Genomic DNA, 15,086 nt, shown 5'->3' with positions numbered 1-15,086 from the left:
GGGACCGGGGCTGGCGCGCCCGATGCGGGCTACTGGGCGGCGCCCTGAAGCGCGTCGTACGTCGCGGCGGTTAACCGGTGGTACGCGCCGGATTCGGGGTCCAAATACCAGGTCTGGCGTCCCGGTTTCGGCAACCCCGACTCGCGAAGGTGTGTGGTGGAAGGGCGATAGGTCGCGCTGAAGGGCAGATTGGATACCACCTTGACGATGTCCGGGCGTTCCGAGATCGGCACGGATACGAAGGCCTCCGCGAGATCCGCAGGTGATATCGCCTCACCGGGGCGAAGCACCACAGCGGTCACCGCGACGCTGGCCTCGCCGGACTCCACGGGGTACGTCGCGACCAGGTCGATTGCACTCACCGAACCCAGTGCGTGACTGGTGGCTTCGGCGTACACAACACCGTGTGCGGTACGGATCGCGGTGTTTCGGCCGTCGAGCATCCAGAAATCGCCGTCCTCATCGCGACGGAAGAGAGATTCCGACGACACCCAGGTATCGCCAGGCGCGAACACGCCGCGCCGAATCGCAGCCGCGGGATCCACATCACCGGGTGGCTTCGCCAAGAGCAGACCGACCTCGCCGGGCTTGGCGATCTGCACGAACCCGTCCTCCCCCTCGATGATGACGTCGTCGACAGGGTCGTATGCGGCGAGCCGAACCTTGCCGCCGCCGGGCAGTGGCCGCCCCTTGCTGCCGATTTTGGTACCGGACACGTTGGCCAACACCGCTTCGCCGTCGGTCGTCGCGAAGAACTCGACGACATGGGCGGGTGCGAATCTCTCGGTAACGCGCCGCCATAGACCCGACGGCATGCCCGAACCGATGAACAACCGCACCGGGTGGTGCGCACCCAACGCCAGCGAAGGATCGTCGATGACCTCATGCATCATCGCCCAGGTGTAGGACACCACGGTCACGCCGTACTGGTGGATCTCCTGGACAAAACGATCCGGATTGAGCCCGCGCGACAGCGCAATGCGCGCGCCACCGGCCACCGCGCCGCCCAGGCTCACCAAGAGGCCGGACTGATGATGCAGTGGCGTGAGGCAGTACACGGTGTCATTGGACGTCAGCGCGGCGGCCGACGCGGTACCGAATGCCGACAACGCCCACCGGTGGTTGGTGATCTGCTTGGGAACCAGCCGGGATCCGTATCCGCTGAACATCACGAAAGCCAGATCGCGGGCCTGCCCGGGGTCTGGCCGGTACCAGCCGGGCAGCTCGACGGCATCGGGGTCGATCTGCTCCATATCGATGATCGAGCCGTCGTCCGGAATGGACAGATCGCGCGACTCACCACCGCCAAGTACCAAGATATGCACGGGAAGGCCCTGTGCGACAGGAAGGTTCGGCGGATCGGTGAGCAGTTCGGAAATCTCCCCCAGCTTCACCGCGACTTCCAGGTCCGCATCGGGCGGCAGCAGCACAGCCACGGCCCCCAGGCGGGACAGCGCGGCGATCGCCACCAGGGCGCTGGGCCGGGTCTCCATCAGGACACCTACCCGGACACCTTGGCGCACACCCACCTGGATGAGGCCCCGGACCACGTTGTTGATGCGGCGGTCCACCGCCTCATAGGTATGCACCCGGCCGTCGAACAAGAAGCTCTCACCATGAGGAGTGCGGCGCGCCTGTTCGGTCATCAACCGGCCCAGCGAGATTCGGGTGTGATCATGGATCTGGCCCAGTCGCGTCAACCGTGGCAGTGTACGAACCGCCTCGACGGCAATGGATTTCACCGACTTGTTGGCAGCCGCGGCGGCCGCTCCCGCCGTGCGGGCGGCGGCGATGGCGACCTCGGTGGTGGTGCTCAAACCGTGGGCGACCCGAGACGTGAGTGGCACACCGCCGCCGTCGAGCTGACCGCTTTCGTGCTCGTACATGAGGTCGACCGCCGGGGGTTTGGACGCCTCGCCCTCACGCCATTGCACCCACTGGCTCACCGTCGGCCAGGTCTGCGCCACCGCGGTCGAGCCGACCACCAGACCGAAGTGGCCGGCGCGGATGAGGTATTCGTACACGTCGGCCTTCGGCGCGGCACGCAGGATGCCGCGCACCGAGGCCGGCTGTCCGATGTCGTCGACCTCGCCGACCACAGCCAGCACCGGGCAGGTGATGTCGCTGAGCGTGACCACGCGATCGTTGACGGTGAAGCCGCCGGTGGTCATCCGGTTGTGCACCACGAACTGGCGCAGCAGCTCCGCGATCGCGGGCCCGGACCAGGCGATCCAGCCCTCGTTGGCCAGGAACTTGCGCTGCTGCTCGCGCGGGAGCAGCGCATCGCGGTCGTGTAGCTGCCGTAGGAAGTCGAGACGGCCCTTCACCGTCTTGACCGGGTCCAGCATCTGGAACCCGATGCGCGCCGACCACGCCGGAATGGAGAACCGGCTGAATATGTGGTCGGCCATGAACTCGGCGATATCGGCCGACAGCCCCGCGGGCATGCCCATGGGCATGGCGGCGTTGGCGTCGACCGGCGAACCGAAGGTGATGATGCTCGCGATGGTGCGCGACTTGCGCAGTGCCGCAGTCTGATAGCAGAACATGCCGCCCTGTGAATATCCGGCCAGGTGTACCTGACGGCCGGTGATCCGGTGCACGGTTTCGATGGCGTCGCTGACGGCCACCACGTGATCGGACAAGGTGCGCTCCATGCCCCCGGCCATCCGGTCGGGGCTGCCGAAGTCGATGACCCACGGATCGATGCCCTCACGGTGCAGGATGCCTACGGCGCCGCCGTCCTGGGTCACGTCCCACATGTCGGCGGCCATCATCATCGGGTGCACCATCAGGACCACGGGCCCGGCATCTTCGGCGCCGGAGGACCCCGGTGCGAAGTAGCGGCGCAACCGGTACATGGGGACGCTCTCGATGATCTGGTGCGAGGACGCGGTGCTGCCGGTCTCGAGTCCACCGAGACGCAGGACCTCCAGCCCGTTCTGCGCGGTGGCGGCCAGGCGGGCGACGGGCTTGGTCAAGGAGGAGAGATTGAAGGACACAGCTGCTCCTTAGATACCGATCATCCGCAATATTGCCCAGGTGAGGGCCTGCATATCCTGTCACAGCGGACCCATCGGGCTGACCGAATCCCAGCCACCGGATCGGAAGCGACGCCGTGATACGAGGCTCTACGATGGCGCGGTGGGGAATCTGTTGCTGCGACCGCTGCGCCTCTGGGTGATGTACCTGCCTCAACTGGCCGCTTGCTATCTGCTGGGCCTGTTGGGGCGCAACATCGTCATCGAGCTGGCGGCCAAATATGCGTGGAACAACTATCTCGTGGTCGACCTACTGATGCCCTTCGCGGGTCTGGCCCGGCTGGGGTCGATCATCGCGATGTTCCTGGTCCTGCGCTCGGCGATTCCGGTGTTGGCGGCCATGCCCAGGATCTCCCTGCGCAATGTCGACATATTCGCCAATGTTGTACTGCCGTTCTTTGTTATCTACCTGGCGTGGAAGATGTTCCAGGACGACTGGCTGACCTACGAGCAGAAGGCGATGTGGCACCGCGTGGGCGCCCACATGACGACCGGCACCAAGGTGGTCAACTTGGGGGATGTTCCGGTGACGAATTACGTCTGGGTACTGATCGCCGGTGCATTTGCACTACGGCTCGTGTTGAACCTCAAATTCATCAAGAACAGGCTGCCCGGGTGGTTTGTTTTCATCAGGGTGTACCTGGATGCCTTGTGGGTCTTCCTGGTGTTGTCCTTCTCCGCCAGCAAGGGCGTGAACTTCTTCCTGAGCCCATCGGCCTGGTTCAAGGAACGCCGCATCGTGGTCTGGTTTGACGAAATGCGCAGCGAACTGTTCTCGCATTTTCGCCCTTTGGAGGTTCTCTGGGGCTTTGTTAGTGACGCGTGGCATATCGTCTGGGGAGCAGCGGCCGTACCCCTGATCTGGCTGGCTATCGCCGGCATCATTTATGGCTCGTCCAGTAACGCCAGCTGGCGGGGAGTGCTTCGGCGGCTGGCGGGTATTGACAGCCAGGTGGTGGCCGACAGACTCGCACCCACCCGGGATCAGGTCCAGCGTCGGGTGACTAGCAGGGTGTCCGAGCAGACCAGGGGTAAGGCCAAGGATTGGCTGCTCTCGCAGTTCGGCAGCGCTAAACCTATTGTCGATTCGGCGCGCCTGGTGTTGCACGGAGGACTAGTCCTGCTGTCTGGCTATGTACTGGTGTATCTCTGCTTGGCGTGGCTGGACATGTCCGACAGTTTCCTCACCACGCAAATGCAGGTCGGCGGATACCTGACCCGTGGTTTTGCCTGGATGTTGGGCCCACATCCGCTGTCGTTCTGGAATGGCGTCGCGCCTATATTGACGGCGATTTCAGGTGTTCTTGTTTCCTCCCTGAGGGTATGCGTCATCGCATCTGTCTTCGCCCATTGCGTCGAAAAGGCAGAGGCGGAAGCGGCGGCGCTACATGACAACGAGGTTGTCGACTACCCAGCCGACTCGGAAGACGCTCTCTCGGCAAATCCCGTTGTCGCCGATCGGTAGAACTAAGACAGCTCAAATCTGACCAAGATTTGGGCACCGCCGCCTACGGGGTTCACCAGGTCGACAGCGGTCATGGTCACATCGTCGGGCACCAGGAAGCTGAACTGAAGGTTTCCCGGTTTGTCGCAGTGATCGACGACACCGTCTGGGGGCGTCACCGTATACAACAGGAACGGAGCCTCCGGCCACTGATGCTCACCGTCAGTGATTCTTCCGTCACAGAAGAAGTTCTGAGGAACGGGGCCAGAGCGTTCTATCGTGACCACCGCCAGTTCCGCCCCTTTCGGAATGACCCCATTGGCTCCGCGCGGGGCTTTGCCGAGGTGCTTCACTCCGGCGAGGCGCCACGTCTGTCCGTATGCTTCCCCGGACTGCCCGGTCGCAATCACATGGAGTGGGACCACACTCGCTCGATAGTCCCGCCACGAATCGCGGAACGAGACAGCCCATACCCCGGAGAACACCGCGATGACAATCACTCCCGCGACGGCATTGCGAAACCACAGGCGCGAACGTAACGGCAGTTGGTCCGGGGCGTGCTCGCGTCGGTGCCGCGGGGCATCGGTGCTGGTTTGCATTTCGCTCATTGCTTGCCCACCACCGTTTTGGGAAGCGCGATAACGGACGCCCGGGGTGCATGCTCGTTGTCGAGCGGAATATCGATCACGAGCCGTGAATCCCATTTGTACTGTCCGGCGGCGTAGAAAATGTACAACTTCGCTGAGCGAGCATCTTCAAGCACACTTGAGCTGACCTCGAAAACAAAAACGCCGGTTTCGGGGATCAGCGGAGTCAGACGTGCGCCCAGTAACGTGGATCCCTCAAGTCGGCTGTCAGGTGTGTAGCCCTTATCGCCGAGCGCCAGTATCGCGTCAGCCTGTGAGGCCTCCGTCATTGATGTGATGGTGAGTTTGACGACGACCCATTGACCGGCGGACTTGATGTTTCGCTGACGCGGAGAAAAGCCGGTGTGTTTGACGACTGGCCCGATCCCGACCTTGGTCACCGTGGCCGAGAACAACCGGCCGGTTACCGAACTTCCCATCGTGCCGTGAACATCAAAGGCATTTTGAGTCTCGGCGGCTGACGGAAGGCGATTCCAGACGTAGACGGAGGCAGAAAGTAAAACAGCCACCACCGCAGCCGTCACGGATACGCGCAGAAGCGGCGAGGAGGCCCGGAAAGGCAAGAGTTTCTTCGGGAAGTTCACGAAGACACCTCCACAGGCACACTGGTTGTTGCGCTCTTGCCGTCATCAACCCAGCCCTCGCCATAGAGCACCAGGCCACGGCTAAATTTCCGGTATGGCACCTGAACCGACACCGTGGATCCGGGTAGTACAGCGGCAGAAGGGACGCTCCACACCACTGCCACCTTCTCGGTGATATCAGGTTGCAGCCCGACCAAAAAGCTGCCGTCTTCGATCCGGAGAGTCACGGCGCGCTGGCCCTGGAACTGAGAAATGTCTTGTACATCGGGCACATTCGGCAGGGAAAACTGGCTGCTGACCACGTCGACGCGATCGGAGTTGTTGGTGACCTCCGCAAGGACCGCAAGATACATGCGTCCCGGCTTCTCTTTTGCGATCACCGCTCCACCGCCGACGATTTCCGATCGCAGAACGGCCTTTTGCACAGTGATGGTGAATTCACCATTGTCGAAAGGCTTGCCAAGATCGAATGTCTGCGGAGTCTTGTCCACGGCGTCCAAGCCACCGAATCCGGCGGTCGTCACAATCGCGAGCACTGTGACCACATGCCACATCTGCACGAACTCAAGGTCGTTCCACCACGTACGGACCCAATCGATGGTCCGACCGATCACACCATGTGGTGCCGACCGCGTTGGGCTCTCCTCGATCGCGACGCCGGCCTGCGGCGGTTCAGTGCCCACCGGGCGGCGCCACGCCGCGTTCGGGTCGTCCGGTATATCTCCCCCCGGACCGGGGCCCGACGATGTCGGGTCCGGCTCACCGTCCATGCCTGGATGTTAGCGGCTCTGACCGCGCAGCACGTTGAGACGGGCCAGCACCAGTTCGCGCTGCTCAGCAACGCGTTCCGGTGCGGTGCCGCCACGGGCGCTGCGGGAGGCGACCGATCCCGTCGTGGTGAGCACGGCGCGCACCTGTCCCGTCAGGTCCGGGTGGATGGCCGCGAGTTCGGCATCGGTGAGATCCTCCAGGCCGGCCCCGCGGGCCTCGGCGACACGAACCGCCTCCCCTGCCGCCTCATGCGCGACGCGGAACGGTACGCCCTGGCGCACCATCCACTCGGCCAGGTCGGTGGCCAGGGTGAACCCCGCCGGGGCGAGGGCCGCCATGCGCTCGGTGCGGAACCGCAGTGTCGCGACCAGGCCGGCCATCGCGGGCAGTAGGAGTTCCAGCTGCGCCACCGAATCGAAGAGCGGTTCCTTGTCCTCCTGCAGATCACGGTTGTAGGCCAGCGGCTGGGCCTTCAAGGTGGCGAGGAGGCCGGTGAGGTTTCCGATCAGGCGCCCCGATTTACCGCGGGCCAGCTCGGCGATATCAGGATTCTTCTTCTGCGGCATGATTGAGCTACCGGTAGACCAGGAATCGTCGAGTTCGGCATAGCCGAATTCTGTTGTGCTCCAGAGAATGATGTCCTCGGAGAGGCGCGACAGATCGACGGCGACCATCGCGAAGACGAAGGCGGCCTCGGCCGCGAAATCGCGGGCCGACGTCGCATCGATCGAATTATCCATGGCCGCAGTGAATCCCAGATCCGACGCGATGGCGTCCGGGTCCAGACCGAGCGAGGAGCCCGCCAGTGCACCGGCCCCGTAGGGCGAGACGGCCGTACGCCGGTCCCAGTCGACTAGTCGGTCCACATCACGCAGCAGTGGCTGCGCATGGGCGAGCAGATGGTGGGCGAGCAGCACGGGCTGGGCGGCCTGCAGATGAGTCTTGCCCGGCATGATCGCCTCGGGATGTGCACCGGCCTGATCGGCCAAGGCCTGCACCACGTCGAGCACGCCGTCGGACACCCGCCCGGCCGCATCGCGCAGCCACATCCGGAACAGCGTGGCCACCTGATCATTTCGGGAGCGACCGGCGCGCAGACGACCACCCACATCGGCTCCGACACGTTCGATGAGTCCGCGTTCGAGAGCGCCGTGCACATCCTCGTCGGTGTCGGCAGGCACGAACTGTCCGGAAGCGACGTCCCGGTCCAGCTGTTGCAGCCCGTCCACCAAGGCCGACAGTTGCTCATCGGTCAGCAGGTCGGCCTTGCGCAATACCCGGGCATGTGCGATCGATGCCCGAATGTCGTACGGCGCCAGCACCCAATCGAAATGAGTGGACTTGCTCAGTGCTGCCAGCGCGGGCGCGGGCCCGCCGGCGAACCGGCCACCCCACAGCGATCCCTCGTTGGTGCTCACTTCCCCGACAGGTCCCGCTGTGCGGAGATCTTCGACGACAGGCCGTGGATGTGCACGAATCCCTTGGCACTCGACTGATCGAAGCTGTCGCCCTCGTCGTAGGTGGCCAGGTTGAAGTCGTACAGAGACTCGGCGCTGCGGCGGCCGTTCACCGCGATGTTTCCACCATGGAGCACCAGTCGAATGTCACCGGAGACATGCTGCTGGGTGTCCGCGACGAATGCCTCCAGTGAGCGCTTCAGCGGCGAGTACCACAGACCGTCATAGACCAGCTCGGCCCATTTCTGGTCGGTGTGCCGCTTGTACCGGCCAAGCTCACGCTCCAGGGTGACGTGCTCCAGCTCCTCGTGCGCGGTGATGAGGACCATCGCGCCTGGCGCTTCGTAGATTTCACGGCTCTTGATGCCGACCAATCGATCCTCGACGACATCGAGACGGCCCACACCCTGCGCCCCGGCACGCCGGTTGAGCTCCACGATGGCTTCCAACACGGTGACCGGATTGCCGTCGATCGCGGTGGGCACACCCTTCTCGAAGGTGATGATCAGCTCGTCGGGTGCGCCCCAGTTGAGGGTCGGGTCCTCGGTGTAGTCGTACACGTCCTTGGTCGGGGCATTCCAAAGGTCTTCCAGGAAACCGGTTTCCACCGCACGGCCCCACACGTTCTGGTCGATGGAGAACGGCGACTTCTTCGTCACGTTGATCGGGATCTCGTTCTCGGCGGCGAACGCAATGGCCTTCTCGCGGGTCCAGGCATAGTCGCGGACCGGAGCTAGCACCTCCAGATCCGGTGCCAGCGAGGCAAATCCGACTTCGAAACGCACCTGATCGTTGCCCTTGCCGGTGCAGCCGTGCGCGACGATCCCGCCGCCATGCTCGCGGGCGGCGGCCACCAGATGCTTGACGATCAACGGACGGCTGATCGCCGACACCAGCGGATAACGATCCATGTACAGCGCGTTGGACTGCACGGTCGGCAAGCAGTACTCGTCGGCGAACTCATCGCGGGCATCGACGACAACCGCCTCGACGGCGCCACAGTCGAGGGCACGCTGGCGCACCACCTCCATGTCCTCGCCGCCCTGGCCGAGGTCGATGGCAACCGCCACCACATCGCGGCCGGTTTCCTTGCCGATCCAGCTGATCGCTACCGAGGTGTCGAGCCCGCCCGAGTAGGCCAGAATTACGCGGTCACTGCTAGTCATGTCTTCTCTCTCTTAAGCAAGCTGTTCGAATTGTGCGGCGAGCTGGGCTCCGGTCAAGGGTTCGCGGGCGATCACCGCAATGGTGTCATCCCCCGCGATGGTCCCGACTACGTCGGGCAATGCGGCGCGATCAATCGCGCTGGCGAGATAGTGCGCGGCACCCGGCGGCGTGCGCAGTACCGCGAGATTACCGCTGGCGTCGGTGGATACCAGCAGCTCCCCCAGCAACCGGGAGAGCCGGTCGGTGCCGCCGGACACTCCACGCACCGGACTGCCGTCCTCGGGCACCACGTACACCCCCACCCCGCCGTCGGCAGCGCGAAGTTTCACGGCACCGAGCTCGTCGAGATCCCGGGACAACGTGGCCTGGGTGGTTTCGATGCCCTCGGCGGCCAGCAGTGCAGCCAGTTCGCCCTGGCTGCGTACCGATTGGGTGGACAGCAGTGCCACGATGCGGGCCTGCCGGCCCGCTCGGGTGTCGGCGGCGTGTGAGGCTGTCATCGTCGCTGTTCCAGCAGCCACACCAGCAACGCCTTCTGGGCGTGTAGACGGTTCTCGGCCTCATCCCATACGGCGCTACGGGGGCCGTCGATCACCTCATCGGTGATCTCCTCGCCGCGATGTGCGGGAAGGCAGTGCAGGACAATGGCTTCTGAATCCGCCAGCCCGAGCAGATCCTCGTTCACCTGGAACGACCGGAAAGGCCGCACCCTGTCGAGGCCGTCGTTCTCCTGTCCCATCGAGGTCCACGCATCGGTGACGAGGACGTCGGCACCGGTGGAAGCGGTTCGCGGGTCAGCGGTCACGGTGACGGACGCACCGGTGTGCGCGGCGATCCGCTCGGCTTCGGCGACGTACTTACCATGCGGTGCAAACCCATTGGGCGCCGCAATCGTCACGTGGATGCCTGCCGTGACGCCGCCGACCATCAGCGAGTGCGCCATGTTGTTGGCCCCGTCACCCAGATACGTCAGTCGCAATCCGGCCAGCGAGCCCTTGCGCTCGGCCAATGTCTGCAGATCCGCGAGCACCTGGCACGGGTGAAAGTCGTCGGACAGGGCATTGACGATGGGGACGGAGGCGCCGCTTGCCATGGCGGTCAGGCGTTCCTGTGCGTAGGTGCGCCACACTATGGCTTCCACATACCGGGACAACACCTGCCCGGTGTCTTCGAGGGTCTCCTCGCGTCCCAACTGAGTGGTGCGGCTGTCGACCACCACGGCGTGCCCACCCAGCTGCGCTATGCCCATCTCGAAGGAGAACCGCGTCCGGGTCGAGTTCTTCTCGAAAATGACGGCGACCCCCTGCGGGCCCTCGAGCGGCCGCCGCGAGAACGGCGCCTTCTTGAGTTCGGCAGCCAGCGTGAGGACTTCAGCCTGCTCGGCAGGTGAGAGATCGTCGTCCCGCAGAAAATGTCGGATGCTTCCCGCCGGGTTCATGCCAGCTCCTGTTCTGCTGCGGTGTCGAGGATGCCGGGCAGCGCGGCGACGAACTCCTCAATCTGTTCATCGCTGAGGATCAGCGGCGGGGCCAGACGCAGCACGTCGGGCGCGGCGGCGTTGAGCAGGAATCCGGCCTCGCGTGCCGCTGTCTCGGCCGCCTTGGCACGTTGCTCGTTCAGGACGATTCCCAGGAGCAGACCCGCGCCGCGTACCCGCGCGACCAGCGGATGGTTCAGCCCTTCGATGGCATGGCTCAACGACTTCCCGGCCGCGGCAGCGTGATCGACGAGGTTCTGCTCATCGAGAACCCGCAGGACCGCCAGGGCCGCGGCGGCGCAGACGGGATTGCCTCCGAACGTGCTGCCGTGCAGCCCCGGGGTGAGCAGCTCTGCGGCAGCTCCGGTCGCGATGCAGGCACCGATCGGCAGACCGCCGCCGAGCCCCTTGGCCAGGGTGACCACATCGGGGGTTATTCCCACCTGTTGATGTGCGAAAAATGTTCCGGTGCGGCCGATTCCGGTTTGTACCTCATCGAGCACCAGCAGCGCGCCGCGGCGCGCGGTGATCTCACGCACCCCGGCGAGATAGCCCTCTGGTGGAACCACCACCCCGCCTTCGCCCATGATCGGTTCCAGGAAGACGGCTGCGGTGTCACCGTCGACAACCGACTCGATGGCGGCGAGATCGCCGTACGGTACATGAACAACCCCCGCCGGCAACGGCTCAAACGGCGCCTGCTTGGCCGGCTGGCCGGTGAGCGCCAGCGATCCCATGGTGCGGCCGTGGAAGGCACCTTCGGCCGCTACGACCTTGGTGCGCCCGGTAAGCCGGGTCAGCTTGAACGCGGCTTCGTTGGCTTCGGTGCCGGAATTGCAGAGGAACACCCTGCCCGGAACTCCCAGCCGTGCGACGAGCGCCTCGGAGAGCTCGAGGCCGGGGCCCGTCGCATACAGATTCGAGGTGTGGCCGAGTGTCGAGAGTTGGTGCGTGACGGCATCGATGACGGCCTGGTTGCGGTGACCCAAGACGTTGACGGCGATGCCGCCCAACAGATCCAGGTACCGCTTGCCGTCCACATCGGTGACGACGGCCCCGTCTCCCTCGGCGAGGACGACCGGCGGTGTGCCGTAGTTGTTCATCATGACGTGTTCCCAGCGCTGCTGGGTCTCGCTGGTGTTGCTCATGATTGGCTCCTGACAAGTGTCCCGACGCCCTCGTCGGTGAATAGCTCGACCAATACGCAGTGCTCGACGCGCCCGTCGATGATGTGGGCGCTGGGCACCCCGCCGTCCACCGCCCGCAGACATGCCTCGACCTTGGGAATCATGCCCGATTCCAGCCTGGGCAGGAGCCCGCGCAGATCCTCGGCGGCGATAGCGGTCACCAGCGATCCCCGATCCGGCCAGTCGGTGTAAAGGCCCTCGATATCGGTGAGCATCAGGAGACGCTCGGCGCCAAGGGCTTCGGCGAGTGCGCCGGCGGCGGTGTCGGCGTTGAGGTTGTGCACCACGCCATCCGCATCGGGGGCAAGGGTAGATACCACCGGGATACGTCCGGCATCGATCAGGTCAAGGATCGCTTCCGGGTTCACCTGTGCCACATCGCCGACCAACCCGATATCGGTCTCGACGCCATCTACGGTCGCGGTACGGCGCACGGCTGTGAACAGCTGCGCATCCTCGCCCGTGATCCCCACCGCGTACGGCCCGTGGCTGTTGATCAACCCGACAAGCTCACGGCCAACCTGACCGAAGAGCACCATTCGCGCGATGTCCAGCACTTCCGGTGTGGTGACCCGGAAGCCACCCTTGAACTCTCCGGAAACACCAAGCTTTTTCAGCATCGAGGTGATCTGCGGGCCGCCGCCGTGCACGACGACGGGGTGGATGCCGCAGTTGCGCAGGAACACCATGTCTTCGGCGAAGGCGTTCTTGAGCGCATCGTCAGTCATGGCGTTGCCGCCGTACTTGATCACGACGATGGCGCCATGCAGCTTCTTGAGCCATGGCAGCGCCTCGGCGAGCACGCGCGCCTTCTTGGGAGCCTTCATGAGCTGTACGCCGAATTCTCTTCGACGTAGGCATGCGAAAGATCGGTGGTCCGGATGGTCGCCCGCTGATCCCCCGCGCCGAGGTCGATGAGTACCTCGACGTCCGGCCCGGACAGATCGATATCACGAGCGCCCGGAGCGCCGGTGCAGTTGGCGCATACCAGGTTTCCGTTGAATGACACCGTGACGCGATCCGGGTCGAGGTCTATCGGGGCCATGCCGACCGCGGCGAGCACTCGGCCCCAGTTGGGGTCGGAGCCGAACAGCGCGGTCTTGACTAGGCTGTCGCGCGCCACCGTCCGGGCGGCGGCCACCGCGTCGTCCTCGGTGACCGCTCCGGTGACGGTGATCAGGATCCGTTTGGTGACACCCTCGGCATCGGACTGCAGCTGCGCGGCCAGGTCATCGCAGACCCGTGCTACCGCGGCAGCGAATTCCTCTGCGTCAGGAGTGATCTCGCTTGCCCCGGAGGCCAGCAGCAGCACGGTGTCGTTGGTGGAACAGCTGCCGTCGACGTCGAGCCGGTCGAAGGTGCGCGCGGTAGCCGCCCTCAACGCGGAATCCAACTGCGCGGCGGGCACTGCGGCGTCGGTCGTGATGACCACAAGCATGGTGGCCAGGGAGGGCGCCAACATGCCCGCGCCCTTGGCCATGCCGCCCACCGTCCAGCCGCCCTTATGATGCAGCGCAACCTCTTTCGGCACGGTGTCGGTGGTCATGATGGCGTGCGCGGCGTCGGTGCCACCGCCCAGGCCACCCGCCAGCTCGTGCACGATTTCCTGCACCCCGGCCAGCACCTTGTCCATGGGCAACCGGTCGCCGATGAGTCCGGTGGAGCACACGGCCACCTCGACGGCCCCGGTCTCGGTGCCCCAGTCGCTGAGCGTCTTGGCGACCTCCTCCGCGGTGGCGTGGCTGTCCTGGAATCCGACCGGCCCGGTGCATGCATTCGCTCCACCGGAGTTGAGAATGACGGCGCGCAGCCGTCCCGTGGTGAGAACCTGCTGCGACCAGAGCACGGGCGCGGCCTTGACCTTGTTGCGGGTGAACACCCCCGCCGCGGCGTAGTCGGGCCCCTCGTTGAAGACCAGGGCAAGATCCGGCTTGCCTGAGACCTTGATTCCGGCGGCGATTCCGGCCGCTTTGAAGCCGGCGGGCGCGGTGACGCCCTGCGTCCGAACTAACGGCGAGTTGTTCTCGGTCATGGTGCTACCCCCACGATGGATAGGCCGTCGCCCTCGGGCCAGCCGAGTGCGAGGTTCATGGATTGAATCGCGGCTCCTGCGGTGCCCTTCACCAGGTTGTCGATCGCCGCGATCGCCACCAGCACGCCCGCGTCGGGGTCGACGGCCAGCCCGATGTGCGCGGCGTTGCTCCCGGATACCGCCTTGGTGGTGGGCAACTGTCCCTCGGGAAGCACGTGGATGAACGGCTCATCGCGGTATGCCTCCTGATATGCGTCCCGGATCTCGGCCAGGGTCGCACTGGTTGGCGCCGTACACGTGGCGAGGATGCCGCGGGGCATGGGGATGAGTACGGGCGTGAAGGAGACGGTGACCGGCTTGCCCGACGGATGATTCAGCCCCTGAGCGATCTCCGGAGTGTGCCGATGCGCGCCGGCGATGTTGTAGGCGCGAGCCGATCCCATGACCTCGGAGGCCAGCAGGTCGGCCTTGGGGGCGCGTCCGGCGCCCGTGGTGCCACTCACCGCGACCACGGTGACCGTCGGATCCACGAGTCCTGCGGTGACCGCAGGAGATAACGCCAACAGTGCTGCCGTCGGATAGCAGCCCGGAACCGCTACACGCTTGGTGCCGTGCAGGCCCGCACGTGCACCGGAAAGCTCTGGTAAGCCATACGGCCAGCTCCCCGCATGTTTCGAGCCGTAGTAACGCTGCCATGCGGCGGCATCGGTCAGCCGGAAGTCGGCGCCACAGTCGATGATGAGGGTCTGCGGCCCCAGCTCGTCGGCAATCTTGGCCGAAGACCCGTGCGGCAATGCCAGGAACACCACGTCATGCCCCCGCAACAGCTTGGGATCGGTGGGCTGTAGTTTGTGGTCAGCCAACGGCGTCAGATTCGGGTGATGCTCGATGAGGCTGCTGCCGGCGTTCGAACCAGCCGTCAGCACCCCGATGCGCAGGCGGCCCGCGGCGTATGCCGGATGTGCGAGCAGCAGGCGCAGAATCTCACCGCCGGCATATCCGCTGGCACCGGCGACCGCGACCGAGAACCCAGTAGTCATAGCCGCAATTCTGTATCATTATGCAGTCAAGCGCAAATATATTCGACAGGTCTTTTGGGCACGCGATCAACCTCAACTTGAGCTAAACGGTGTGATGCCCCGTTCCCACGGTTACGGTGGAGGTAGCTGGCGAATAGCGCCGGCAGTTGATAACGAGCGAGAACGAGAAGGGAGCCTTCCATGTCGGATCGTGCCGATCGTCAGCGCCAGGAGCAGCACCGCGAGCAGGCTGACCAGCG

At 64.8% G+C, this 15,086-nt stretch carries 13 protein-coding genes; 1 reads left to right on the top strand and 12 read right to left on the bottom strand.

Annotated features, from left to right (window positions below; all coding sequences use genetic code 11):
- Positions 1-29 precede the first annotated feature (29 nt).
- On the bottom strand, positions 30-3,002 hold the full coding sequence (locus HBA99_RS11705; RefSeq protein WP_070951015.1) for an acyl-CoA synthetase: 2,973 nt from the start codon (positions 3,000-3,002) through the stop codon (positions 30-32).
- Positions 3,003-3,183: 181 nt separating this feature from the next.
- On the opposite strand from HBA99_RS11705, the gene HBA99_RS11700 reads away from it, so the two are divergent.
- Entirely contained in the window at positions 3,184-4,506 is a 1,323-nt protein-coding gene (locus HBA99_RS11700) for a hypothetical protein (RefSeq protein WP_081346129.1), read from the top strand.
- Between the two features lie 2 nt (positions 4,507-4,508).
- Here the strand turns inward: HBA99_RS11700 and HBA99_RS25110 are convergent, their stop codons facing one another.
- The 11 genes from HBA99_RS25110 to argC all read right to left on the bottom strand — a co-directional run bounded on the left by HBA99_RS25110 (position 4,509) and on the right by argC (position 14,847).
- Positions 4,509-4,838, bottom strand: coding sequence for a hypothetical protein (locus HBA99_RS25110; protein ID WP_057968414.1), 330 nt, complete (start codon positions 4,836-4,838; stop codon positions 4,509-4,511).
- 251 nt (positions 4,839-5,089) lie between these two features.
- Complete coding sequence (locus HBA99_RS11690; RefSeq protein ID WP_070951016.1) at positions 5,090-5,716, bottom strand: hypothetical protein; 627 nt, start codon at positions 5,714-5,716, stop codon at positions 5,090-5,092.
- Positions 5,713-6,486: a hypothetical protein gene (locus HBA99_RS11685; RefSeq protein WP_064408722.1), complete on the bottom strand. Its 774-nt coding sequence runs from the start codon at positions 6,484-6,486 to the stop codon at positions 5,713-5,715. The genes HBA99_RS11690 and HBA99_RS11685 overlap by 4 nt, the downstream gene beginning before the upstream one ends.
- 9 nt (positions 6,487-6,495) lie before the next feature.
- Positions 6,496-7,905 carry an argininosuccinate lyase gene (gene argH, locus HBA99_RS11680; RefSeq protein ID WP_070951017.1) on the bottom strand — a complete coding sequence of 470 codons (1,410 nt, stop codon included), beginning with the start codon at positions 7,903-7,905 and terminating at the stop codon, positions 6,496-6,498.
- The gene (locus tag HBA99_RS11675; RefSeq protein ID WP_070951018.1) at positions 7,902-9,110 is read right to left on the bottom strand and encodes an argininosuccinate synthase; all 1,209 of its coding nucleotides are present in this window, start codon (positions 9,108-9,110) and stop codon (positions 7,902-7,904) included. The genes argH and HBA99_RS11675 overlap by 4 nt, the downstream gene beginning before the upstream one ends.
- A 12-nt stretch (positions 9,111-9,122) precedes the next feature.
- Positions 9,123-9,611, bottom strand: a complete 489-nt coding sequence (locus HBA99_RS11670; protein ID WP_030098041.1) for an arginine repressor — start codon at positions 9,609-9,611, stop codon at positions 9,123-9,125.
- Positions 9,608-10,549, bottom strand: coding sequence for an ornithine carbamoyltransferase (argF, locus tag HBA99_RS11665; RefSeq protein WP_070921921.1), 942 nt, complete (start codon positions 10,547-10,549; stop codon positions 9,608-9,610). The genes HBA99_RS11670 and argF overlap by 4 nt, the downstream gene beginning before the upstream one ends.
- Entirely contained in the window at positions 10,546-11,736 is a 1,191-nt protein-coding gene (locus tag HBA99_RS11660; RefSeq protein ID WP_070924162.1) for an acetylornithine transaminase, read from the bottom strand. The genes argF and HBA99_RS11660 overlap by 4 nt, the downstream gene beginning before the upstream one ends.
- Positions 11,733-12,602, bottom strand: coding sequence for an acetylglutamate kinase (argB, locus tag HBA99_RS11655; protein WP_030098044.1), 870 nt, complete (start codon positions 12,600-12,602; stop codon positions 11,733-11,735). Before argB ends, HBA99_RS11660 begins: the two co-directional genes overlap by 4 nt.
- On the bottom strand, positions 12,599-13,807 hold the full coding sequence (argJ, locus tag HBA99_RS11650) for a bifunctional glutamate N-acetyltransferase/amino-acid acetyltransferase ArgJ (protein WP_030098045.1): 1,209 nt from the start codon (positions 13,805-13,807) through the stop codon (positions 12,599-12,601). Before argJ ends, argB begins: the two co-directional genes overlap by 4 nt.
- Entirely contained in the window at positions 13,804-14,847 is a 1,044-nt protein-coding gene (argC, locus tag HBA99_RS11645; protein ID WP_070924161.1) for an N-acetyl-gamma-glutamyl-phosphate reductase, read from the bottom strand. Before argC ends, argJ begins: the two co-directional genes overlap by 4 nt.
- Positions 14,848-15,086: the final 239 nt, after the last annotated feature.

It is taken from the genome of Mycobacteroides chelonae (genome assembly GCF_016767715.1).
Lineage (GTDB): Bacteria > Actinomycetota > Actinomycetes > Mycobacteriales > Mycobacteriaceae > Mycobacterium > Mycobacterium gwanakae.
The sequence above is the reverse complement of the archived record's forward strand: the minus strand, read 5'-3'. Positions and strand labels throughout refer to the sequence as shown.